The 23,910-nt window shown below is 45.6% G+C and carries 25 protein-coding genes; 19 read left to right on the top strand and 6 right to left on the bottom strand.

The features are described from left to right. Positions 1-321 precede the first annotated feature (321 nt). Positions 322-1,479: a tRNA epoxyqueuosine(34) reductase QueG gene (gene queG / locus Xsto_RS04125; RefSeq protein ID WP_099124177.1), complete on the bottom strand. Its 1,158-nt coding sequence runs from the start codon at positions 1,477-1,479 to the stop codon at positions 322-324. Between the two features lie 368 nt (positions 1,480-1,847). Between queG and tsaE the strand changes: the two genes are divergently transcribed. The 16 genes from tsaE (at position 1,848) to rplI (ending at position 18,301) form a co-directional block, all read left to right on the top strand. After that, positions 1,848-2,312: a tRNA (adenosine(37)-N6)-threonylcarbamoyltransferase complex ATPase subunit type 1 TsaE gene (gene tsaE, locus Xsto_RS04130; protein WP_099109357.1), complete on the top strand. Its 465-nt coding sequence runs from the start codon at positions 1,848-1,850 to the stop codon at positions 2,310-2,312. Between the two features lie 14 nt (positions 2,313-2,326). Continuing rightward, on the top strand, positions 2,327-3,664 hold the full coding sequence (amiB, locus tag Xsto_RS04135; RefSeq protein WP_099109358.1) for an N-acetylmuramoyl-L-alanine amidase AmiB: 1,338 nt from the start codon (positions 2,327-2,329) through the stop codon (positions 3,662-3,664). A gap of 76 nt (positions 3,665-3,740) precedes the next feature. Beyond that, positions 3,741-5,711: a DNA mismatch repair endonuclease MutL gene (gene mutL, locus Xsto_RS04140; protein ID WP_099124178.1), complete on the top strand. Its 1,971-nt coding sequence runs from the start codon at positions 3,741-3,743 to the stop codon at positions 5,709-5,711. Continuing rightward, positions 5,704-6,645: a tRNA (adenosine(37)-N6)-dimethylallyltransferase MiaA gene (gene miaA / locus Xsto_RS04145; RefSeq protein WP_099109360.1), complete on the top strand. Its 942-nt coding sequence runs from the start codon at positions 5,704-5,706 to the stop codon at positions 6,643-6,645. Before mutL ends, miaA begins: the two co-directional genes overlap by 8 nt. 107 nt (positions 6,646-6,752) lie before the next feature. Next, positions 6,753-7,055, top strand: coding sequence for an RNA chaperone Hfq (gene hfq / locus Xsto_RS04150; RefSeq protein WP_086955100.1), 303 nt, complete (start codon positions 6,753-6,755; stop codon positions 7,053-7,055). Between the two features lie 95 nt (positions 7,056-7,150). Next, positions 7,151-8,431 carry a ribosome rescue GTPase HflX gene (gene hflX / locus Xsto_RS04155; protein WP_099124179.1) on the top strand — a complete coding sequence of 427 codons (1,281 nt, stop codon included), beginning with the start codon at positions 7,151-7,153 and terminating at the stop codon, positions 8,429-8,431. A 334-nt stretch (positions 8,432-8,765) separates the two neighbouring features. Continuing rightward, positions 8,766-9,998: an FtsH protease activity modulator HflK gene (hflK, locus tag Xsto_RS04160; RefSeq protein WP_099109362.1), complete on the top strand. Its 1,233-nt coding sequence runs from the start codon at positions 8,766-8,768 to the stop codon at positions 9,996-9,998. Positions 9,999-10,000: 2 nt separating this feature from the next. Then, positions 10,001-11,008, top strand: a complete 1,008-nt coding sequence (hflC, locus tag Xsto_RS04165) for a protease modulator HflC (protein ID WP_099109363.1) — start codon at positions 10,001-10,003, stop codon at positions 11,006-11,008. Between the two features lie 302 nt (positions 11,009-11,310). Beyond that, positions 11,311-12,609: an adenylosuccinate synthase gene (locus tag Xsto_RS04170; RefSeq protein WP_099109364.1), complete on the top strand. Its 1,299-nt coding sequence runs from the start codon at positions 11,311-11,313 to the stop codon at positions 12,607-12,609. Between the two features lie 224 nt (positions 12,610-12,833). Beyond that, the gene (nsrR, locus tag Xsto_RS04175; protein ID WP_099124180.1) at positions 12,834-13,253 is read left to right on the top strand and encodes a nitric oxide-sensing transcriptional repressor NsrR; all 420 of its coding nucleotides are present in this window, start codon (positions 12,834-12,836) and stop codon (positions 13,251-13,253) included. A 56-nt stretch (positions 13,254-13,309) separates the two neighbouring features. Beyond that, positions 13,310-15,796, top strand: a complete 2,487-nt coding sequence (gene rnr / locus Xsto_RS04180; protein ID WP_099124181.1) for a ribonuclease R — start codon at positions 13,310-13,312, stop codon at positions 15,794-15,796. A 65-nt stretch (positions 15,797-15,861) separates the two neighbouring features. Beyond that, positions 15,862-16,596: a 23S rRNA (guanosine(2251)-2'-O)-methyltransferase RlmB gene (gene rlmB, locus Xsto_RS04185; RefSeq protein WP_099109367.1), complete on the top strand. Its 735-nt coding sequence runs from the start codon at positions 15,862-15,864 to the stop codon at positions 16,594-16,596. A gap of 260 nt (positions 16,597-16,856) precedes the next feature. Beyond that, on the top strand, positions 16,857-17,255 hold the full coding sequence (gene rpsF, locus Xsto_RS04195) for a 30S ribosomal protein S6 (protein WP_086955108.1): 399 nt from the start codon (positions 16,857-16,859) through the stop codon (positions 17,253-17,255). Between the two features lie 5 nt (positions 17,256-17,260). Next, positions 17,261-17,578, top strand: coding sequence for a primosomal replication protein N (gene priB, locus Xsto_RS04200; RefSeq protein ID WP_099109369.1), 318 nt, complete (start codon positions 17,261-17,263; stop codon positions 17,576-17,578). Between the two features lie 4 nt (positions 17,579-17,582). Continuing rightward, positions 17,583-17,810: a 30S ribosomal protein S18 gene (rpsR, locus tag Xsto_RS04205; protein WP_000135199.1), complete on the top strand. Its 228-nt coding sequence runs from the start codon at positions 17,583-17,585 to the stop codon at positions 17,808-17,810. A 38-nt stretch (positions 17,811-17,848) separates the two neighbouring features. Continuing rightward, complete coding sequence (gene rplI, locus Xsto_RS04210; protein WP_099109370.1) at positions 17,849-18,301, top strand: 50S ribosomal protein L9; 453 nt, start codon at positions 17,849-17,851, stop codon at positions 18,299-18,301. 64 nt (positions 18,302-18,365) lie between these two features. Here rplI and Xsto_RS04215 read toward each other — a convergent pair whose 3' ends face one another. Then, positions 18,366-18,695, bottom strand: a complete 330-nt coding sequence (locus Xsto_RS04215) for a type II toxin-antitoxin system PemK/MazF family toxin (RefSeq protein ID WP_099124183.1) — start codon at positions 18,693-18,695, stop codon at positions 18,366-18,368. After that, a complete protein-coding gene (locus Xsto_RS04220; protein ID WP_099124184.1) occupies positions 18,695-18,952 on the bottom strand; it encodes an AbrB/MazE/SpoVT family DNA-binding domain-containing protein in 258 nt (85 codons plus the stop codon). The genes Xsto_RS04215 and Xsto_RS04220 overlap by 1 nt, the downstream gene beginning before the upstream one ends. A gap of 154 nt (positions 18,953-19,106) precedes the next feature. On the opposite strand from Xsto_RS04220, the gene bamJ reads away from it, so the two are divergent. Next, complete coding sequence (bamJ, locus tag Xsto_RS04225; RefSeq protein WP_099109373.1) at positions 19,107-19,727, top strand: BamJ family beta-barrel-assembly machinery protein; 621 nt, start codon at positions 19,107-19,109, stop codon at positions 19,725-19,727. A 61-nt stretch (positions 19,728-19,788) separates the two neighbouring features. Next, positions 19,789-20,529, top strand: a complete 741-nt coding sequence (gene cysQ, locus Xsto_RS04230; RefSeq protein ID WP_099124185.1) for a 3'(2'),5'-bisphosphate nucleotidase CysQ — start codon at positions 19,789-19,791, stop codon at positions 20,527-20,529. Positions 20,530-20,605: 76 nt separating this feature from the next. Here the strand turns inward: cysQ and Xsto_RS04235 are convergent, their stop codons facing one another. Then, positions 20,606-21,163, bottom strand: a complete 558-nt coding sequence (locus tag Xsto_RS04235) for a YtfJ family protein (protein ID WP_099124186.1) — start codon at positions 21,161-21,163, stop codon at positions 20,606-20,608. A 324-nt stretch (positions 21,164-21,487) separates the two neighbouring features. Here Xsto_RS04235 and Xsto_RS04240 point away from each other — a divergent pair, with 324 nt between their 5' ends. After that, positions 21,488-21,694 (top strand): DUF1107 domain-containing protein, encoded by a 207-nt coding sequence (locus tag Xsto_RS04240; protein ID WP_099109376.1) that lies wholly within the window; start codon positions 21,488-21,490, stop codon positions 21,692-21,694. A 65-nt stretch (positions 21,695-21,759) separates the two neighbouring features. Here the strand turns inward: Xsto_RS04240 and paeA are convergent, their stop codons facing one another. Then, the gene (paeA, locus tag Xsto_RS04245; protein ID WP_099124187.1) at positions 21,760-23,088 is read right to left on the bottom strand and encodes a polyamine export protein PaeA; all 1,329 of its coding nucleotides are present in this window, start codon (positions 23,086-23,088) and stop codon (positions 21,760-21,762) included. A 163-nt stretch (positions 23,089-23,251) separates the two neighbouring features. Next, the gene (msrA, locus tag Xsto_RS04250) at positions 23,252-23,899 is read right to left on the bottom strand and encodes a peptide-methionine (S)-S-oxide reductase MsrA (RefSeq protein WP_099124188.1); all 648 of its coding nucleotides are present in this window, start codon (positions 23,897-23,899) and stop codon (positions 23,252-23,254) included. Between the last annotated feature and the right edge of the window lie 11 nt (positions 23,900-23,910).

Consider the following 23,910-nt stretch of genomic DNA (forward strand, 5'->3'; position numbering starts at 1 on the left):
TCCCTGATGCTTTCCAGTGAAGTGCAATTTCTATTTTTTATCCACAGAATTTAACATAACAACCATTTTGAGTTGTCCAGTACTGATTTGCTTGTTTCACAGAGTTATCCACAGGCGATATGATCGCATCTAACTTTTTTAATTTATTATCTTAAATAAGATATATCAATTAACTAATTGATAAATTTGAATAATTGATTTTTATTTAAAGTGTCTTAATTGATATTTATCTTTCCTTTGCACTTTGAGTAGAAAAGCATTTTTATTTTATTCACAAGGAAACAGAAGCTTTTTTTAAGCAAAAATCAGGCTGATTGTATATTAAGCATCTCGGGGCAACCCTTTGGTAATTGCCCGTATTAACCGTTTTTGTTGTGATGTTTGAACGTTAATTGCATCAATACTTCGGCGGGATAGTTGTTGGGCAATAGCCCAGTGGATATGTTCATCTAACACCTCACTTAGCCCAATTCTTTTTTCTAAAACCAGTACGATTTCATCACGGTATGGGGCATTGCCCAATGCAACTGAAATATTACGCAGCCAGCGTAAATAGCCAATACGACGTATTGCTGAACCCTCTGTTATACGCAGGAATTTTTCTTCGCTCCAATTGAATAAATCAAGTAGTTCAGGAGTATGCAGTGCTGCCCGGGGGCTAAAATCGGCTTCATCAGTTAATTGTGAGAAACGATTCCAAGGACAGATAAGCTGACAGTCGTCACAACCATAAATCCGGTTGCCCATTAATGGGCGAAACTCTTCTGGGATCACACCGTCAAGTTCAATGGTCAGGTATGAAATACAGCGGCGGGCATCAATGGTATAAGGCTCTACAATGGCACCTGTCGGGCATGTGGTCATACAGGCAACACAACGCCCGCATTGTTCTTCTTGAGGAGAGTCAACGGGGAGGGGGAGGTTGATCAGTAATTCACCGAGGAAGAACCAAGAGCCTGATTCTCTATTTAATATAAGTGAGTGTTTACCAACCCAGCCGATTCCGGCTTTAGCGGCAAGCGGGCGTTCCATAATAGGCGCAGAATCAACAAAAGGCCGGAAATTAAGTATTCCCTGATATTCATGGGCGGAGCAATATTCCTGAATTTGCTCACCCAGCTTTTTAAGCCGCTGGCGTAGCAGTTTATGATAATCTCTGCCCAGCGCGTAGCGACTAACATATCCCTGCTCAGGGTTATTCAGGGTGCTGGCAAAAGCGGCTTTGGCCGGGAGATAATTCATGCGCACGCTGATCACCCGTAAAGTACCGGGTAGCAATTCATGAGGACGTGCTCGCATCATGCCGTGGCGTGCCATCCAGTCCATTTCGCCTTGGTATTGCTTATCGAGCCACTCCTGTAGTCTCGGTTCTTCAGTAGATAAATCGGTATCACAAATACCGACTTGCTGAAAACCGAGAGAAAGGCCCCATTGTTTGATGTTTGCTGCCAGAAGGTTCAGGTCGAGAGGGATTGCCATTGGATATTAAGTGCTGCTGTAAAGGGCGGATAGGTTAACACAGGTTTTACCCGTCGTCTTTCAAGTTGCCTCTTTGTTGGCTGCATTCACTCACTCCGGTCACATAGTTATCTATGCTCCCGGAGATGAGTTCCTTTGCCGCCGCGATGCATCTTGAAATCCATTGGGTATATACCCGTCGTCTTTCTGGTTACTTTGTTTCCGGGTAGAAGATAGTAAATGATAATAGCTGAGTTATGTTATGGTTATTGGTTAAACTATCTAACTAATATGTCTTTCATATATCCTATGGGTTTCAGGCGATGGTCTGGGAAACGATGGGTATATTCCAATAGGCTTTAATTCAATAAAACAATAGATAATTTTCTATGAAAGAACTTGTTTTATCACTTCCGAATGAAAATGCCACTGTTGCATTGGGCAATACAGTGGCAGCAGCCTGCGAACGCGGCTATGTTATTTATCTATATGGCGATCTTGGTGCCGGAAAAACAACGTTTAGCCGTGGTTTTCTACAGGCGCTGGGCCATCAGGGGCATGTGAAAAGTCCGACTTATACACTGGTTGAACCTTATGCTCTACAGCCACGCCCTGTTTATCATTTTGATTTGTATCGTCTGGCAGATCCTGAAGAACTGGAATTTATGGGGATCCGCGATTATTTTCATCAGGATGCCATTTGTCTGGTGGAATGGCCGCAACAAGGAGCAGGGTTTTTACCCAACGCTGATATTGAGTTGCATCTAGCCTATAACAATGAAGGGCGGCAGGCGCATTTTGTGGCGTTATCTGAATATGGTGAAAGTTTACTGGATAATCTGAAATCCTTATGAAGGAATCCCTGACCATGATGAATGCCTTCTGCGTGAAGACGATAAAAAAATGGCAATCCCATTGGCTGATATTTTTTACGTTGTTTATTGTTCTTAGCCAATGGGTTATGACAACGGCGGTAGCATCGACACTATCAAATGTGCATGTGAGTAACCGCTCATCTGAAGCTACTGTTACGTTGGGGTTCACTGGCGGGCATCCTGAATATCGCTTTTTTCCTCTTCATAATCCTGAAAGGCTGGTTGTGGATATTCGTCAATCAGCCGGTATCACAGGATTGCCGATGCGTTTATCTGGTCAGAATCTGGTGAAGATAGTCCGAACGAGCCAGCCGCCTGATGCGCAACATAAGCGGGTTGTACTGGAACTGGCTCAGAAGGCAACGGCGACTTCCGTTGTAAAGAAATCAGGGAATCAGTATCAGATTATTTTCACTCTGAAGGCCGGGGGGACTGCAAATAGCCCTTCAATATTCAAAGAGAATACTGCACCTAGTGAGATTTCAACTCCGCATAAGAGTAAGCAGCCACTAACAAACAAGCCGGCTGAAGTCACTTCTGTAATGCAGGAAACAAAACCTGTGTCCGCGCATAATGCTCCGGTTGTGAAAAAGCAGATAAATAAAACTGCTCAGGGGAAATATCCGATTGTGATTGCTATTGATGCCGGGCATGGAGGACAGGATCCGGGAGCCATCGGGCCAAGAGGATTACGGGAAAAAAATGTCACCATCAGTGTGGCGCGCAGGCTGGAAGAGCTTTTACGTAATGACCCGATGTTTAAACCTGTTTTAACACGCAATGGAGACTATTTTATCTCGGTAGCCGGACGCTCTGAGGTGGCCCGTAAGCACAAAGCAAATATGCTGGTTTCCATTCATGCGGATGCTGCTCCTAATCGCAGTGCCAGAGGGGCTTCTGTCTGGGTATTGTCTAATCGTCGTGCAAACAGCGAGCTGGGAAACTGGCTGGAGCAGCATGAGAAACAGTCTGAATTATTGGGGGGCGCGGGAGATGCTCTGGCTAATGGTACAGATCCGTTTTTGAGTCAGGCAGTGCTAGATTTACAATTCGGGCATTCACAGCGGGTAGGTTATGACGTTGCGGTTAAGGTGCTGCAACAGTTATCTCAGGTTGGCTCTCTGCATAAGCGCACACCGGAACATGCCAGCTTAGGGGTTTTGCGCTCACCGGATATTCCTTCCATTCTGGTGGAGACAGGATTTATCAGTAACACATCAGAAGAAGAGCTGTTAGGCTCCAATCAGTATCAGGAAAAGCTGGCGCAGGCGATTCATCTTGGGTTGCGTCACTATTTTCAGGCAAATCCGTTGCAGACAGCACCAAAATAATTTTAAACGGTACGTAAGAAACCCGGTAATTTAAGAAGAATCGTAAATTATCAAGAAAAAGTAGGTAAGGTCGAATATGGCTATCAGGATATTACCCCCACAATTAGCAAACCAGATTGCTGCTGGTGAAGTGGTTGAACGCCCGGCATCGGTAGTGAAAGAGCTGGTGGAGAATAGCCTTGATGCCGGCACGACCCGTATTGATATCGATATTGAACGTGGTGGCGCAAAATTGATCCGCATACGTGATAATGGCTGTGGAATTAGCAGACAGGATCTCACATTAGCGCTGGCCCGTCATGCGACCAGTAAAATAGCCTCTTTGGATGATTTGGAAGCCATTGTCAGTATGGGATTCCGCGGTGAAGCGCTTGCCAGTATCAGTTCTGTTTCACGGTTGACTCTGACTTCCCGGCCTGAGGAGCAGGCGGAAGCATGGCAGGCTTATGCCGAAGGGCGTGATATGGAAGTGACGGTAAAACCTGCCGCCCACCCCGTCGGAACAACGGTTGAGGTTTTGGACCTGTTTTACAATACCCCTGCCCGACGTAAGTTTCTGAGAACAGAAAAAACCGAGTTCGGCCATATTGATGAGGTCGTGCGCAGAATAGCTCTTGCTCGTCTGGATGTGGCGATTAATCTGAATCACAATGGAAAGCTCGTGCGTCAGTATCGTCCGGCTAAAGATGAATCCCAGCATGAACGGAGGCTGGCAGCGATTTGTGGTGTGGCATTTATGCAGCAGGCGCTGGCACTGTCATGGCAGCATGATATGTTGTCCATCAAGGGCTGGGTTGTTGATCCCAAAAGTTCTCATGTCGCGGCGGATATTCAGTATTGCTATGTGAACGGGCGTATGATGCGGGATCGGCTGATTAATCATGCTATCCGTCAGGCTTATCAGGATTTACTGCAAGGTGAACAGCAACCGGCTTATGTCCTGTATTTAGAGATAGATCCACATCAGGTTGATGTGAATGTACACCCAGCTAAACATGAAGTACGTTTTCATCAGGCTCGTCTGGTGCATGATTTTATTTATCAGGGCGTTGCTGCGGTGCTGAAACAGCGCAGTAACGGCACTGAGCTGGGGCTTGATTGTCAGGAAGAGACAACAGACTGGATACCAGAAAACCGACCTTCTGCGGGGGAAAACCATTTTCTCCGACAAAAACAAGCAACGTCGGCAGGGGCATCGCAAAAAACGTCATCCTCTCCCCGTACCGCTTCTGAAACACCATCTTCAGGCCATCAGACAGGACATAGTGGTATCAGACAGCCTTATCAGGGGGAAAGTTACCAGAAAAAACAAGGCGAGCTGTACCAGAAATTGATGCAGTTTGCGCCAGAAGAAAAGCAGCCACTTTTTCCTGAACGGTCAGATGCAGAAAGAAAAACTGCCGAAAAGTCGGCTTCTGTCACAGAAAAAACACCGTTAATGCCAGCTCGTTCAACTCCTGTACAGGTAAAAAATAGTAGTTATAGTTTCGGTAAAGTATTGAGTATCTATGCTCCCCACTATGCATTGCTTGAATCAGCCTCGGGTATTGGACTATTGTCACTGCCTGTTGCTGAACGTTGGTTGCGGCAGGCTCAATTAACGCCGGGGGAGCAGGGGCTTAAACCACAGCCACTTCTCATCCCACTGAAATTGTCTCTCAGTGAGACAGAGGTCAATGTTTTGCGACAGAATAGTGAGCTATTGAAGACTTTTGGCATTGAATCGACTGTCGCACATGGAAAAGTGACCATTCATGCGGTATCGTTGCCTCTGCGCCAACAAAACCTGCCAAAGCTTTTTCCGGCGTTGTTGGGTTATCTGATGGAACAGGCATCAGTTTCAGCACGATCAGTTTCAGTACAGCAGGTGGCAATCTGGCTCGCCCGTCATTTGGGCAGTGAACATGAAACGTGGAATATTGCACAGGCTGTTCAGCTTTTAGCTGATGTTGAGCGTCTTTGCCCTCAATTAGTGGGATCTCCGCCAGAGGGTTTATTACAATTAATTGATTTACAAGCAGTGGTGGCACTTTTTAATCATGAGTGATTTAAAAACTCAACATTTGCCCACAGCCATTTTTATTATGGGGCCGACAGCCTCAGGAAAAACGGCACTATCAATCGCTTTGCGTCAGCATCTTCCGGTTGAACTGATTAGCGTTGATTCTGCACTGGTTTATCGTGGCATGGATATTGGGACTGCGAAACCATCCGCAGAAGAGCAGGCACAGGCTCCGCACCGTTTGATTGATATTCTGGATCCTGCCGAAGTGTATTCTGCTGCTGATTTCCGTCGCGATGCACTGGAACAAATGGCAGAAATTACGGCTGCCGGGAGAATTCCGCTCCTGGTCGGCGGAACCATGCTATATTTCAAAGCATTACTGGAAGGGTTATCACCACTACCTTCTGCAGACCCTGAAGTCAGGGCGGTCATTGAGCAGGAGGCAGAGGAACATGGGTGGGAGGCATTGCATCAGCAATTGCAGGAGATTGATCCGGTTGCAGCAGCAAGAATCCATCCAAATGATCCACAACGTCTTACTCGTGCACTGGAAGTTTTTCGGATTTCGGGTAACACTCTAACTACATTGACAGAAACGTCTGGGGAAGTACTGCCTTATCGTGTTCATCAGTTCGCTATTGCGCCTGCAAGCCGTGAAATTTTGCATCAGCGCATTGCAGCCCGATTTGAACAGATGATCAAATCAGGGTTTGAAGATGAAGTTAAAGCGCTTTATGCTCGTAGCGATTTGCATACGGATTTACCCTCCATTCGTTGTGTTGGTTATCGTCAAATGTGGTCTTACCTCGCAGGCGAGATTTCTCATGATGAGATGGTTTATCGTGGTATCTGCGCAACTCGCCAGCTGGCGAAGCGTCAGATAACCTGGCTCAGGGGGTGGGACGATGTGGCCTGGTTGGACAGCGACCAGCCTGAGCAGGCCCTGAAAACAGTCATGCAGGTTATTGGTACATAAATTCGTTGATTGTGTACAATTATCAGTACAAAGCGTCATTTTTGAGTAGTTACTTTTTCGAACCAATGGGTTCTTAGTTAAAAACAACAAAATAAGGAAAATATAGAATGGCTAAGGGGCAATCTTTGCAAGATCCATTCCTGAACGCATTACGTCGTGAAAGGGTCCCGGTTTCTATTTATTTAGTCAACGGCATCAAATTGCAGGGTCAAATTGAGTCTTTTGACCAGTTTGTCATTTTGCTGAAAAACACGGTTAGCCAGATGGTTTATAAACACGCCATCTCTACTGTTGTGCCTTCCCGTCCGGTATCTCACCATGGTAGCAATGCTAATATGGCATCCAGCGTGGGAAATTATCAGGCTGGTAACAGTCCGGCAGCACAACAGGAAAATGATATCGCTGAATAAATCAGTGATAATGCCTGACATAAATAAAAACATAGGTAGGGAGACTTTACCTATGTTTTTCCTATGGAATTTTATTCAGCCTGAGGGTTGCACCATTGTTTGATCGTTACGAAGGCGGAGAACTAGCCGTTCTGGTGCATGTTTTTTTCTCACAGGAAAAAGACACGGAAAATCTCAGTGAATTTGAATCATTGGTGACTTCCGCAGGTGTTTCTCCTGTGCAGATTGTGACAGGAAGCCGTAAGGCTCCGCATCCGAAATATTTTGTCGGGGAAGGCAAGGCAGAAGAAATTGCTGAAGCAGTCAAAAACAGCGGTGCAGATGTAGTGCTGTTTGATCACGCACTTTCTCCTGCTCAGGAACGTAATCTGGAACGCTTGTGCCAATGTCGTGTTGTTGATCGTACAGGTGTAATACTGGATATTTTTGCCCAGCGGGCGAGAACACATGAAGGTAAGTTGCAGGTAGAACTTGCACAATTACGCCATTTATCTACTCGCTTAGTCCGAGGCTGGACTCATCTTGAACGCCAGAAAGGCGGGATTGGTTTGCGTGGACCCGGAGAAACCCAGCTGGAATCAGATCGCCGTATGTTGCGCGATAAAATTAAGCAGATTCTGGGGCGTCTTGGGAAAGTAGAACGACAGCGTGAACAGGGGCGTCAGGCGCGCAACAAAGCAGATATTCCCACCGTTTCCCTTGTTGGTTACACCAATGCCGGAAAATCAAGTTTATTCAATAGAATAACCTCGGCTGAGGTATATGCTGCTGATCAGCTTTTTGCTACTCTCGACCCGACATTGCGTCGGATCGCTGTGAATGATGTCGGCCCGGTTGTTCTGGCTGATACTGTTGGTTTCATTCGTCACTTACCCCATGACTTGGTGGCAGCGTTTAAGGCTACTTTGCAGGAAACAAGGCAGGCAAGGTTATTGCTTCATGTTGTTGATGCGGCTGATAACCGGCTGGATGAGAACATTCTTGCAGTGGACAGTGTTCTGGAAGAGATTGAAGCACATGAAATCCCTTCTTTGCTGGTGATGAATAAAATCGACATGCTGGAAGATTTTGAACCCCGGATTGACCGTGATGAAGAAAATCGTCCGGTGCGAGTCTGGCTTTCAGCCCAGAGCGGGGAGGGTATACCCCTGCTATTGCAGGCACTGACTGAACTTCTTTCCGGTGAGATTGCACATTATGAATTGCATTTGCCTCCGGAAGCCGGGCGTTTACGTAGCCGTTTTTACCAGCTTCAGGCCATTGAGCGTGAATGGATGGAAGAAAGCGGCCAGCTGGGGCTAGAAGTCAGGATGCCGATGATAGACTGGCGTCGTCTGTGTAAGCAGGAGCCAAATTTACCAGACTATGTTGTCTGATTGATTGGCGCAGGGCGACAAACAAGGTATTATTTTGGCCGCCATTTCAGGGTACTTAGCGTTATGGAGTAACGGTGATGAAATGGCGGTGATGAAATGATTGTGCCAGAATTGCAGTGACGAAATCAGCACTGTCATCAGCACTGTCAAAAGGTATCACCCAAAAATATTGGTTGCTTATGAAACGGTGAAGTTTATCGTTTTTGCCCATGGAGGTTGTGTCTGATGTATCTATCAGTAACAGCGGCCTGTGAAGTGGGAAGCCTCACCCGTGTGGGTGGAAGAGCAGTCACCTCTGAAAAACCAGTGAAAAACTAAAAAGTGGAGCTAAAACATGGCGTGGAATCAGCCCGGTAATAACGGACAGGACCGCGACCCGTGGGGAAGCAGCAAGAATAATGGCGGCAACTCCGGCGGCAACAATAAAGGTGGTCGAAACCGTGGGGCAACTGATCTCGACGATCTGTTCCGTAAACTGAGCCAAAAACTCGGCGGCCTCGGTGGAAACAAAGGTGGAAATGGTTCTGGGCAGAACCCTAAATTTGGTGGACGTCTTATTGGTCTCGCCATTGCTGTTATAGTTGTTGTTTGGGTTGTCAGTGGTTTCTATACAATCAAGGAAACAGAACGTGGCGTTGTTACCCGTTTGGGTAAATTCAGCCATATCGTACAGCCCGGCCTGAACTGGAAGATGACATTTATCGACCGTGTTCGTGCTGTTAACGTTGAATCTGTTCGCGAACTGGCAACATCGGGTGTCATGCTGACATCGGATGAAAACGTAGTGCGTGCTGAAATGAACGTTCAGTATCGTGTTACTGATCCTGAAGCCTATCTTTTCAATGTCACCAATCCTGATAACAGTCTTCGTCAGGCGACTGACAGTGCTGTGCGTGGGGTTGTCGGCAAATACACAATGGAAAAAATCCTGACAGCGGATCGTACTATTGTGCGTAATGATACCCAAAAGGTACTGGAAGAAACTATTCGTCCATACCACATGGGGATCACCCTGCTGGATGTTAACTTCCAGACTGCGCGTCCGCCTGAAGAGGTGAAAGCGGCATTTGATGACGTTATCGCAGCTCGTGAAGAAGAACAGAAAACCATTCGTGAAGCAGAAGCCTATAAGAACTCTGTCTTACCAATTGCCAAGGGTAATGCTCAGCGTATTATCGAAGAAGCCAAGGCTTATAAGGTCAGTGTGGTATTGAATGCACGGGGTGAAGTAGCAAGTTTTGCCAAAATCCTGCCTGAATATAAAGCGGCACCGGAAATTACCCGTGAGCGTCTTTATATCGAGACAATGGAACGAGTTCTGAGTAATACCCGCAAAGTGATTGCCAATGAAAAGAGCAACAACATGCTGGTATTGCCACTGGATCAGGTTCTTCGTAGTCAGGCTGAAGCAGCAAAGGCTAATAAATCACCGGAAGTGAAAGTAACACCGGAGCATCGCAGCACGACTCATTCTACACCAGCACACGAGCAATCAGGTTATGGCAGTTCTGGCTATGGTGATTCAAACAACCTGCGTGGTGATACGATAAGACAGGGGAGACCATAATCATGCGTAAGTCGTTCGTCTTTGTTATTGCCGCCATATTGGTTGTGCTCTACTCATCAATATTTATCGTATATGAAGGCCAGCGTGGGATCGTACTGCGTTTTGGCAAAGTAGTACGTGATGCTGAAAATAAGCCAGTGGTTTATCAGCCGGGCCCACATTTCAAGATCCCATTTATTGAAACTGTCAAAACACTTGATGCCCGTATCCAGACAATGGATATTAAGGCAGACCGTTTCCTGACCAGTGAAAATAAAGACTTGATTGTTGACTCCTATCTGAAATGGCGCATTAAAGATTTCAGCAGCTATTATCTGGCTACCGGTAATGGTTCGATTTCTCAGGCTGAAGTTCTGTTAAAACGTAAATTCAGTGACCGTCTGCGCTCTGAAATCGGTCGTCTGGATGTTCGTGGCATCGTGACCGACTCCCGTGGTCGTCTGACGACGGATGTACGTAATGCTCTGAACCTGGGAACGAGTGATGAAGATTCTTCCGCAGACGATGCAATCGCTTCTGCTGCTGCCCGTGTGAAGAAAGAAACTAAAGGTGCACAGCCTGCATTCAATCCGAACAGTATGGCTGCACTGGGGATTGAGGTTGTGGATGTTCGTATCAAGCAGATCAACCTGCCGGATGAAGTTTCAGGAGCAATCTACCAGCGTATGCGTGCAGAGCGTGAAGCGGTAGCACGTCGTCACCGTTCACAGGGGTTGGAAGAAGCTGAGAAGGTTCGCGCAGCGGCTGATAAATCGGCTACTGAAGTTAAAGCAGCAGCATATAGTGAGGCTTTGATTTTACGTGGTGAAGGTGATGCGGAAGCAACAAAACTGTTTGCCGATGCTTTCAATAAAGATCCTGATTTTTATGCCTTTATCCGTAGCCTGCGTGCGTACGAGAATAGCTTCAGGAATGAAGGGAATATCATGGTTCTTAGCCCTGATACAGACTTCTTCCGCTACATGAAAGATCCATCTAAACAGCGCACTCATAGTCGTGCTAATGACTGATAGTTTCTGATAGGTAAATTGATTACAGATAAATGGTCTGATATTTACCTGAATTAGCAGGAATAAACGTCATCTCTGAGCCACTGTAAGAAAACTTACAGTGGCTTTTTACGTCATTTTTTATCCCCACAGTCTTTCAAATTGCTTCTTTTGTAGCACTTATGAGTTATTCCGTCATTACCAATGCTTACTTATCAGCCCATTAATATGACGAAACGAAATAACAGAAGTGAGAAAAAATACTGAAAGGTGCTAAATGAGATGGTAGAATCCATTTTTAAGCAACCGAGTGAACTTTTGAAATGGGTAAGAACGTTGTCGTATTGGGCACCCAATGGGGTGACGAGGGCAAGGGTAAAATCGTCGACTTGCTGACTGAGCGGGCTAAATATGTTGTCCGTTATCAGGGGGGCCATAATGCGGGCCATACATTAGTCATTAACGGTGAAAAAACCGTTCTCCACTTAATCCCATCTGGGATCCTGCGTGAAAATGTCATTAGCATTATCGCTAATGGGGTCGTTTTAGCACCAGATGCTTTGATGAAAGAAATGAAACAGCTTGAATCACGTGGGATTCCTGTACGTGAGCGCTTGCTTATTTCTGAAGCTTGTCCATTGATCCTGCCTTATCATGTTGCATTGGACAATGCTCGTGAAAAAGCGCGTGGTGCGAAGGCAATCGGTACAACCGGTCGTGGTATCGGTCCTGCATACGAAGATAAAGTGGCTCGCCGTGGTCTGCGTGTGGGTGATTTGTTCGATAAAGAAACTTTCGCAGCTAAACTGAAAGAAATCATCGATTATCATAACTTCCAGCTGGTTAATTATTACAACGAACCTGCCGTTGATTTCCAGAAAACTCTGGATGATATTCTGGCGATTGCGGATATCCTGACTGGCATGGTAGTTGACGTTTCTGACCTGCTTTACAAAGCAACTCAGAAAGGTGAGCTGGTAATGTTTGAAGGTGCTCAGGGTACATTACTGGACATCGACCACGGTACTTATCCTTATGTAACCTCTTCTAATACCACCGCGGGTGGTGTTGCAACGGGTTCAGGTCTGGGTCCGCGTTACGTTGATTATGTACTGGGTATTGTCAAAGCTTACTCTACCCGTGTTGGTGCAGGTCCATTCCCAACAGAACTGTTTGATGAAACCGGTGAATATCTGCGCCAGAAAGGTCAGGAATTCGGTGCTACCACAGGCCGTAGCCGTCGTACTGGCTGGCTGGATATCGTTGCTATCCGCCGTGCTATTCAAATCAACTCCCTGTCTGGCTTCTGTATGACCAAACTGGACGTACTGGATGGCCTGAAAGAAGTTAAGATCTGCGTAGGTTATCGTCAGGCTGATGGTACTGTCATCGACACTACACCATTGGCAGCGGAGAACTGGGAAGGTCTGGAAGCAGTATATGAAACTCTGCCGGGCTGGGATGAAAGCACTTTCGGTGTGAAAGAGCACAGCCAGTTGCCAGAAGCTGCTCTGAACTACATTAAGCGTGTAGAAGAACTGTCCGGTGTTCCTGTTGATATTATTTCTACAGGCCCTGATCGCTCTGAAACTATGATCCTGCGCGATCCATTTGATGCTTAACTGATTATTTTTAATCACTAAGTGTCTATAACCGGGCTTTATGCCCGGTTTTTGCATTTTTGGGACACAGACAGCCGTACCTCTATCATTTTTCTGGTGACAGCTTGCTTTGCTTAATTTTTAAAATACCCACATAATGTGACCAGTTAATGATGATAAACCAATAATCTTTACTTGTTTGGTTTCCAATAATCCCCGTTATATCCAGCCACCCAGAGGTAAGTGTGCAGTTAACCAGTTTTACCGATTACGGCTTGCGTGCCCTGATTTATATGGCTTCTTTACCTGAAGGCCAGATGACAAATATTACTGAAGTAACAGAAGTTTACGGTGTATCACGTAATCATATGGTAAAAATCATTAATCAACTGAGTAATCTGGGATTAGTGAATGCTGTCAGAGGAAAAAACGGCGGCATTAGTCTGGGAAAACCCGCCAGTGAAATTAAAATTGGTGATGTGGTACGTTTACTGGAGCCACTTGGATTAGTTAACTGCGACAGTTGCCATATTACTCCAGCCTGTCGTCTAAAATCAGTATTGAATCAGGCAGTGGAAAACTTTTTGGAAGAATTAAATCAATATTCTTTGGCCGATATGGTTGAAGACAATCGTCCCCTTTATCAATTGTTGCTGACGAAATGAAGCAGGAAATAAAGCGCGGGGATAAACAGCTTACTGATGACAACAGAGGAATAGCGATGTCAAAAGATCCTTTTCAGGAACGAGAGGCTGCAAAATACGAATCTCCTATCCCAAGTCGGGAATATATCTTGGATATCCTTTCTAAACACACCACTCCGGTAAGTCGTCAGGAAATAGCACAAGAACTTCAATTAACCAGCGCAGATGCGCAGGAAGCATTGCGTCGCCGTTTGCGCGCAATGGAACGTGATGGACAGTTAGTTTTCACTCGTCGTCAGTGTTATGCGTTGCCGGAAAGATTGGATTTATTAAAAGGAACTGTCATTGGGCATCGTGATGGTTATGGATTCTTACGGGTGGAAGGTCACAAAGAGGATTTTTATCTGTCAGCAGAACAGATGAAGATGGCAATCCACGGTGATGTTGTTTTGGCTCAACCTTTACGTCCGGATCGTAAAGGCCGTATTGAAGTACGTATCGTCCGGGTATTGGAGCCAAAGACCAGCCAGATTGTCGGGCGGTATTTTATCGATGCGGGCATGGGTTTTGTGGTTCCTGATGATAGTCGTTTGTGTTTCGATATCCTGATCCCGAAAGAAGAAATTTGCAGAGCAAGGATGGGGAATGTCGTTGTTGTGGAACTGACAAATCGCCCAACCCGCCGCACTAAAGCCATCGGCAAAATAGTTGAAGTGCTCGGTGAAACAATGGGAACGAGCATGGCGGTGGATATCGCCCTCCGAACCCATGAAATCCCTTATAACTGGCCACCGATGGTGGAAAAACAATTAGCTGGTCTGGATGAAAATGTCCCAGAATCAGCGAAAGAAGGACGGGTTGATTTACGAGCACTGCCGTTAGTCACTATCGATGGTGAAGATGCCCGTGATTTCGATGACGCAGTATATTGTGAAAGAAAACGTGGTGGCGGTTGGCGCTTATGGGTTGCCATTGCGGATGTCAGTTACTATGTTCGCCCACAAACGCCTCTGGATGCTGAAGCATGTAGCCGTGGTAACTCCGTTTATTTCCCGTCGCAGGTTGTGCCGATGTTGCCGGAAGTGTTATCAAACGGATTATGTTCGCTAAATCCAGAGGTTGATCGCTTGTGTATGGTGTGTGAAATGACGATTTCCGCTCAGGGAAGGTTGTCTTCATACAAATTTTACGAAGCGGTGATGAATTCTCACGCCCGTTTGACTTATACCAAAGTAGGGAAAATCCTACAGGGCGATCAGGAACTGCGGGAACATTATAAGCCGCTGGTGAAGCATATTGAGCATCTACATGAACTTTATCAGGCGTTGGATGTATCCCGTGATGAGCGGGGAGCCATTTCGTTTGAATCTGAAGAAGCGAAATTTATCTTCAATGCAGAAAGGCGTATTGAGCGCATTGAGCCGGTTGTGCGTAACGATGCTCATAAGTTGATCGAAGAGTGTATGATTCTGGCAAATATTGCGGCTGCGCGTTTTGTCGAAAAACATCGTGAACCTGCTCTGTATCGTATTCATGATCGACCACGAGAAGAAAGTATTCTGAATTTGCGTTCAGTCTTTAATGAACTGGGATTGGAACTGCCGGGTGGTATGACGCCAGAGCCGAAAGATTTCGCTGAACTGATGAAACTTGTCTCTGAACGTCCCGACCATGAACTGTTGCAAACGATGTTATTGCGTTCTATGAAACAGGCCATTTATGATCCGGAAAATCGCGGTCACTTCGGTCTGGCCCTGCGCGCTTATGCACATTTTACATCGCCGATCCGTCGCTATCCTGATTTAGTTTTACACCGGGCAATTAAGTATCTGCTGGCACAGGAAAACGGTACTGCTGAACAACACTGGACACCAACCGGTGGCTGGCACAACGATATGGCGCAGATGCTGCAATTGGGTGATCACTGCTCAATGACTGAGCGCCGTGCTGATGAAGCGACACGAGATGTGGCTGACTGGCTGAAATGTGATTTCATGCAGGATCAGGTGGGTAAAGTTTTCACCGGCCTGATTACCAGTGTGACGGGCTTCGGTTTCTTTGTCAGGTTGCATGACCTGTTCATTGATGGTTTGGTACATGTTTCCACACTGGATAATGACTATTATCGTCATGACAATGTTGGTCAGCGTCTTATCGGTGAATCTTCCGGGCAGACTTATCGGCTTGGCGATGAAGTAGAAATCCGTGTAGAAGCGGTTCACATGGATGAGCGCAAGATTGACTTTGCTTTGCTTTCTACGACCCGAAAAGCCCGTAATAAAGGCAAAACAGCACGGGATAAAGCGAAAAAAGGCGCATTTGAGCGTAAAGGTGCCAAAAAAGGTCGTGATTATAAAAAATCAGATAATTTTGAGCCAGATAGCCGTTTCCGTAAGAAGAAAAAAACGGAAAAAGCCAGTTCAGGAAATAAGTCAGATAAAACGTCAGACAGCCAGTCAGGAAAAGCAGGTAAAAAGAAGAAAATTTCAGACAAAACCAAAAAGATCACGGCAAAGCTGAAAGCTAAACGCGCGAAAAAAACGCGGAAAACAGCTGATAGTTAACTAGCGAAAAATAGAGACAATAGGGCGGTTTTTGCCGCCCTCCATTTTTTAGGTATCATCCAGTCATGAGTGAAATTATCTACGGTATTCATGCCGTTAAAGCCTTATTGGAGCGTGATCCACAGCGCTTCATGGAAGTTTATGTTCTGAAAGGGCGCGAAGATCGCCGTTTGACCCCGCTGTTGCAGGAACTGGAAAGTATCGGCATTTCTGTTCAACTGGCTAACCGCCAATGGCTGGATACACAGACAGAAAATGCGGTACATCAGGGTATCATCGCGAGAGTTAAACCCGGACGCCAATATCAGGAGAATGACCTGCCTGATTTACTGGCTCAGTGTGAGCGTCCTTTCCTGCTGGTGCTGGATGGTGTGACTGACCCACATAATCTGGGAGCCTGCCTGCGTACTGCGGATGCCGCAGGGGTTCATGCCGTTATCGTTCCCCGTGACCGTTCGGCACAGCTGAATGCAACCGCGAAAAAAGTTGCCTGTGGTGCCGCAGAAAGCGTACCTCTGATCCGCGTTACTAACCTCGCCCGTACTTTGCGTTTATTGCAGGAACACAACGTCTGGATTGTGGGTACAGCGGGAGAAGCTACTCATTCCCTGTATCAAAGCAAGCTGACCGGCCCGATGGCACTGGTCATGGGTGCTGAAGGTGAAGGCATGCGCCGTCTGACTCGCGATCATTGTGATGAGCTGGTCAGTATTCCGATGGCAGGTTCTGTTTCTTCTCTGAATGTCTCCGTTGCAACGGGTGTTTGCCTGTTTGAAATCATGCGTCAGAGAAGTGCTTAAAAATATACCCTATGGATTTCGAGATGCGTCGCGGCAGCAAGGGAGTAAATCCCCGGAAGCATAGATAACTATGTGGCCGGGGTGAGTGAGCGCAGCCAACAAAGAGGCAGCTTGAAAGACGACGGGTATTACTTGAGTTTTTTCTACTACGCAGGTATAGTGACGCGTCGATTTTTCAGCCGTACTTAACACGTTCCTTGCCTCCATGGGCCACGGCTGACCCTGACAGGAGGCTGAATAATCCGTAAGGAGCAATGATAATGCGTCATTACGAAATCGTTTTTATGGTCCATCCTGACCAGAGCGAACAGGTTCCGGGCATGATCGAGCGTTACAGTGCAACTATCACTAACGCACAAGGTCAGATTCATCGTCTGGAAGACTGGGGCCGCCGTCAACTGGCTTATCCAATCAACAAACTGCACAAAGCTCACTACGTTCTGTTGAACGTTGAAGCTCCACAAGAAGCGATTGATGAGCTGGAAACTAACTTCCGCTTCAACGATGCCGTTATCCGCAGCATGGTTATGCGTACTAAGCACGCAGTAACTGAACCATCACCAATGGTTAAGGCTAAAGACGAACGTCGCAGCCGTGACCTGGTCCTGGAAGAAGGCCTGGTTGATGATGTTGATGAAGCTGGGGATTCTGAAGAGTAATCTCTGTGACAGCTAATCGTTTGGTGCTGTCTGGCACAGTGTGCAAGACACCGATACGAAAAGTCAGTCCATCCGGTATTCCACATTGTCAGTTTGTGCTCGAACATCGTTCACAGCAGCAGGAAGCCGGATTCAGCAGGCAGTCATGGTGCAGAATGCCCGTTATTGCCAGCGGACAATTGTTACAAGAATATACTCACAGTATAACGGTCGGTAGTCGAATAACCGTTTCAGGATTCATTAACTCCCATCATGGGCGCAATGGTCTTAGTAAACTGGTTCTTCATGCCGAGCAGATTGAATTGATAGATTCTGGAGACTAGCCAAATGGCACGTTATTTCCGTCGTCGCAAGTTCTGCCGTTTCACAGCGGAAGGCGTACAAGAGATTGATTATAAAGACATTGCTACGCTGAAAAACTACATCACTGAAAGTGGTAAAATTGTACCTAGCCGCATCACCGGCACTCGTGCAAAATATCAGCGTCAGCTCGCTCGTGCTATCAAGCGTGCACGCTACCTGTCTTTGTTGCCTTATACTGATCGTCATCAGTAATAGGCACAGTCCATTCACGACTTTGAGAGGATAAGGTAATGCAAGTTATTCTGCTTGATAAAGTAGCGAACCTGGGTAGCCTGGGTGATCAAGTTAACGTTAAAGCGGGTTATGCCCGTAACTTCTTAGTTCCTCAGGGCAAAGCTGTTCCTGCAACTAAGAAAAACATCGAATTTTTCGAAGCTCGCCGTGCTGAACTGGAAGCTAAACTGGCTGACGTTCTGGCAGCAGCACAAGCTCGTGCAGAGCAAATCAAAGCACTGGGCACTGTGACTATCGCTTCTAAAGCGGGTGACGAAGGTAAACTGTTCGGTTCTATCGGTACTCGTGACATCGCTGATGCAGTTACTGCTGCTGGTGTTGCTGTATCTAAGAGCGAAGTTCGCCTGCCTAACGGCGTTCTGCGTACTGTTGGTGAGCACGAAGTTCACTTCCAGGTACACAGCGATGTATTCGCACAGTTGAACGTTAGCATTGTTCCAGAAGCTTAATCTCTGATTAGCTATAAGAACATGTGAACAAAAAACGCTGGCATTGCCAGCGTTTTTTGTTTTCTTATGAAATGATCACCTTAGCTATTTCACTCACTTTTTCGATGATATCTTGAGGTGCTCTCTCAATAAATTCGATCTGGCGATCGGCAAAATCTAAGGATTTTATCTGATGAATAAGAATTGCTCCTTGAGTAGATAGATCCCTGGGTAAGATCACTTCCATATTCATCCCTCTTTTCATACTGGTAATCGGGGCTACAATAGCAAATCTTGTATGCTCGTTGAACATTTTGCGAGAGAGTACAAATGCAGGGCGACGTTTCATGATTTCTTTACCTGCACTTGGATCAACATCTAATGAAACAATGTCTCCTTTTTCTGGTACATACATCAGGGTATTTCCTTACCAACAGGCTTGGAGTTAAGCCATTCTTTATCTTCTTCTGTTATTGTAAAACATTCTTTGGGACTTCCTGCTAATAGTGATTCCAGAGTTAACTCTTCTTCAATTGGTGTGAGTACAATTCTGTTATCCTGAATAGACAGTTCTAACTTTGAGCCAGTATGCAGATTCAGTGTTTTCACAATAGCTTTTGGAATACTAACAATGTTAGCTCCTCCAGATTGACGAATAACGACAGCAGCCATAATTGTGTCTCCTCCTGCTTAATTTATGCTCTAATATAGCAATAGATAATGTTTTACAAAAGTAAAACTCCCTGTTTTTAATTCCTTAGTGCGTTTACCCATCCAGACAGGGCTGTTATGCTTGGGCCTTTATTTATCCAATAAAGGTAATTTCATGACAAAACCTTCTTTTGAATCTATTGAAGCACGTGCAAGCTACGGTATTGGTTTGCAGGTTGGACAACAATTGCAGGAATCCGGTTTGCAAGGGCTGGAGCCAGAGGCTTTACTGGCAGGTCTGTGTGATGCACTGGAAAGCCGTGCTCCGGCGCTTCCTGTAGAAGAACTGCATCGTGCTCTGCGTGAAGTACATGAGCGTGCCGACGGTGTTCGTCGTGAGCGTCAGCAGGCGATGGCAGAAGAAGGCAAAAAGTTCCTGGCAGAAAACGTACAGCGTGAAGGTGTGAGCAGCACTGAGTCTGGTTTGCAGTTCTCTGTTCTGACTCAGGGTGATGGTGCAATTCCGGCTCGCAGTGACCGTGTTCGTGTTCACTACACCGGCCGTCTGATCGATGGCACTGTATTTGACAGTTCTGTACAGCGTGGAACGCCAGCAGAATTTCCTGTCAGCGGCGTTATCCCTGGCTGGATTGAAGCTCTGACGCTGATGCCTGTTGGCTCCAAATGGGAACTCTATATTCCTCACAATCTGGCTTACGGTGAGCGCGGTGCAGGTGCTTCCATTCCTCCTTACAGCACTCTGATCTTTGAAGTAGAACTACTTGAGATCCTGTAATTCTGAACAATAAAATAGCTGGATAACCGGCTATTTTATTTTAGAAAATGCAGAGGTGTATATGTTACAACAGATCTGCCAACTTGCACGGGAAGCAGGCGCAGCCATCATGTCCGTTTATCATGATGAGCAACCGATGCAAATAAAGCATAAAACCGATGATTCACCCGTTACTGCTGCGGATATTGCCGCTCATAAGATCATCAAAGTAGGGTTGACACGTATTTCGCCTGATATTCCATTGATATCAGAGGAAGATCCTCCAACGTGGGATGAGAGGAAAAACTGGCGTCGTTACTGGCTGGTTGACCCATTGGATGGCACGAAAGAATTCATTAATCGGAATGGTGAATTTACGGTCAATATCGCACTGATTGAAGAGGGTATTCCTGTCATGGGGGTTGTGTATGTTCCAGTACGTGACGTCCTTTATTCAGGGCATGAGCGGCATGCGTGGAAGGAAACTAACGGGCAGAAATTCCCTATCAAAGTTGTCTCTGCAACACCACCCACTGTCGTGGTTAGTCGTTCTCATATGGATGATGAGCTGAGGGATTATCTTACTCAGTTAGGGGCTCACCAAACACTGTCAGTCGGATCATCACTTAAATTTTGTATGGTAGCAGAAGGGAAAGCCCAGCTTTATCCTCGCTTCGGGCCGACAAATATCTGGGATACTGCCGCAGGCCATGCTGTTGCACTTGCTGCAGGCGGGCATGTTACTGACTGGGCAGGTAAAACGCTGGACTATACGCCGCGTGAATCGTTTTTAAACCCGGGATTTAGGGTGACGATTTTTTAATGGGGTAAAGTGATAATGGTTCCTGAAGAAACCATTATCACCAGCCAATATCATCGGGTATTTTTAATATAACCGATTAATTTTTCAGTTCTTCTTTGATCAAGGCAAGGACATGCTTGATATCTTCATTGTTCAACTTGCCATCTTTGACAAACTGTACGATACCGTTTTTATCCAGCACAATAATTGCTGAACTTTTGGGTTCCAGACCCCACGCTTGTTTGGCAACACCATCACTATCGACAATAAATTGTGACCACGGGAACTCTTTCTTACTGTCTTCAAGGCTGCTACGGACGAAAGCACTGGTGCCGAAGATAGCATCATCAGTGTTTACAACGCTGGTTGTCTGATATTTATCTTTCGGAAGATCAGCGGCTTTTAGGGCCTGAATAAGAGGGTCATTCATTTCTTTGGCAGAGCTGCGTCCGGCAATATGCTGGATAGTTCTGACTTTCCCCGGCAGTTCTGCACTGCTCCATTGCTGATAGCTAAACTTACCGTTGTTGAGAAGGAGTTCACCTTTGTCTGCTATAATTACGGCAGGCACAGGTTGGCCGACAGTAATGTTATGAGCAAATGCAGTAATTGAAGTTAAGCTCAATATTAAAGCTAACATTATGTTTCTTAGCATATTTATTCCTTACTTAGCATGATGTGACATGTTATCAGGGAGTATCATACCCAGCATAGCGACTGTTAACTGGTCTGCTCTCATAAAATAAAACAATTTGGTAACATTTAAAATAAAATATAAGTAAACCTTCAACAAGGATAACATAATGCTCTATTTTTTCATTATGTTACGCCTAAACAGCGGTTGAATCTTCAGTATTCGGGAACGAATTTCCAGATACAGAGTCTATAGAACGTACACAGCCGTGATGTACCTTTTGATTCACTAATTGCGCAGTACAGAAAAATAGTATCGTAAGAAGCATGGAGGAGTAAAAAAGAGATGAAAATCTTTCAGCGCTATAATCCACTAAAAATTGCTCTCTACGTAAAAACCCTATTCCGTGGACGGTTATACATCAAAGACATGGGTGCCTTTGAATTTAATTATGGGAAAATTCTGCCTCCCAAAATAAAAGATAAACGCCATTTCAATGTCATGAGTGAAGTTAACCAACAGGTATTGCTTCTACAGGCCGAAATGGGGTAGTTCCAAAATAAAATAGTTTTGGGAACTGAATTAACGGCCTTTCGGCCGTTTTTTATTATTGCGAGTTATTCAGATATTGCCTGTTCTGTGGGGTTGCTGGAAGGCGTTGGGGTATCAACAATTTTGGTTACCAATAATTGGTCGATTTTATAATTATCAATGTCTACCACTTCGAATTTATATCCGCTGAACTTCACATAATCAGTACGCTTCGGAATTTTACGCAGGCGGAACATCATAAAACCAGCGATAGTTTCATAATTGCTGGAATCCGGGAAGTCTTCAATATCCAGAACTCGTAACACATCTTCTATAGGCGTGCCGCCTTCGACTAACCAGGAATTTTCATCACGGACAACAATCTGTTCTTCCTGCCCCTGACCGATTAAATCCCCCATTAAAGTCGTCATAACATCATTCAGCGTTATCACACCCATTACCAGTGCGTATTCATTCAGAATGATGGCAAAGTCATCTCCGGCAGCCTTGAAACTTTCCAGCGTGTCAGATAGCGAAAGAGTATCAGGGATCATCAGTGCATTGCGGATTTGAACACCATTTTTCAGGTTGAGACTTTGCCCACTCAGGACACGGTTCAGTAAATCTTTGGAATCTACATAACCCATGACGTGATCAATATCGCCGTCGCAAACAAGGAATTTAGAGTGTGGATGAGTAGAGATCTTTTCTTTGATACTGGTCTCGTCTTCATTCTTATCAAAATAAACCACACTTTCGCGGGAGGTCATGGCAGACGGAACTGTACGGGATTCCAGCTCGAAAACATTTTCAATTAACTCATGCTCTTGCTTACGTAATACACCAGCGACAGCTCCAGCCTCAACGACAGCATAAATATCATCAGAGGTAATATCTTCATTACGGGCCATCGGGATTTTAAAGATCTTGAATATGCAGTCGGCAAGCCCGTTGAACAGCCAGACTAAAGGCCGGGATATTGCCAGACAAAAACGCATTGGGTTAACAATCCGGATAGCAACGGCTTCAGGCTTAATCATCCCAAGACGTTTGGGTGTTAGATCAGCAAGTAGAATGAAAAGGCTGGTTACGATAATAAAAGAACAGATAAAGCCGAGTTGCTCTGCCCAGTCATGGGGCATGAAACGGGTCAGTAGTGACTTAATGGCAGGCGAAAATGCCGATTCTCCAACAACACCAGCGAGGATTGCTACGGCATTCAGACCAATTTGTACTACAGTAAAAAACCGGCCCGGAGTTTCCTGTAACTTAAGAACGCGGGCTGCATTAATATTTCCCTCATTCACCATCAGTTTTAGTTTTATTCTTCTTGAGGCGGCCAGAGAAATTTCAGATAACGAAAAAAATGCGCTGATAGCACAAAGCAAAAGTATGATTAATAAACTGTTTAACATAAAGTATCCAAGTCTTATCTTCAGTGGCAGGGTAGTTTTTTATTTGAATAACACTGAAGAAAGGAGTGAAAAATTACACAAATAAAAACTTACGGCAAAGGTAATATGCCGTAAGTTAAATAAATTTAGTCAAATAATTATAACATTGGGTTGACTAAACTGGCTAGTTTCTGGACGTAGGCGGGAAACAGATCCCCGTTCCCCCCAGCCCACAGTACCCTTCAGGGTTTTTCATCAGGTATTGCTGGTGATAATCTTCCGCAAAATAGAATGGTCCGGCTGCCCGGATCTCTGTGGTGATCGTGCGCTGATCGCCATTCTCATCCATCGCCAGCTGATATTGTTCGAGACTAGCGACTGCCTGCGCATATTGTCCAGGCGAAACGGTATAAAGAGCTGAACGATATTGTGTGCCAATATCACCATGCTGACGCATCCCTTGTGCCGGATCGTGATTTTCCCAGAACAGTTTTAATAATTGGCTATAGGTAATTTTTGTCGGGTCAAACACAATTCTGACAACTTCAGCATGCCCGGTTAATCCGGAACAAACCTCTTCATAGGTCGGATTTGGCGTGATGCCGCCACTGTAGCCGGCTGAAGTGGTATAAATCCCTTCTTGTTGCCAGAACAGGCGCTCGACACCCCAGAAACACCCCATTCCGACATAAGCAATTTCCATATTTTCAGGGATGTTATCTATCGCATGCTGTGTAACGTAATGATAGGGTGATACAGTTAATGGTAATTCTCTACCGGGTAATGCACTTTGTTCAGAAACATGTTGGCTTTCATTAGTTGAATTTGGCAAGATTCTCTCCT

The organism is Xenorhabdus stockiae, assembly GCF_002632825.1.
GTDB classification, from domain to species: Bacteria; Pseudomonadota; Gammaproteobacteria; order Enterobacterales; family Enterobacteriaceae; genus Xenorhabdus; species Xenorhabdus stockiae.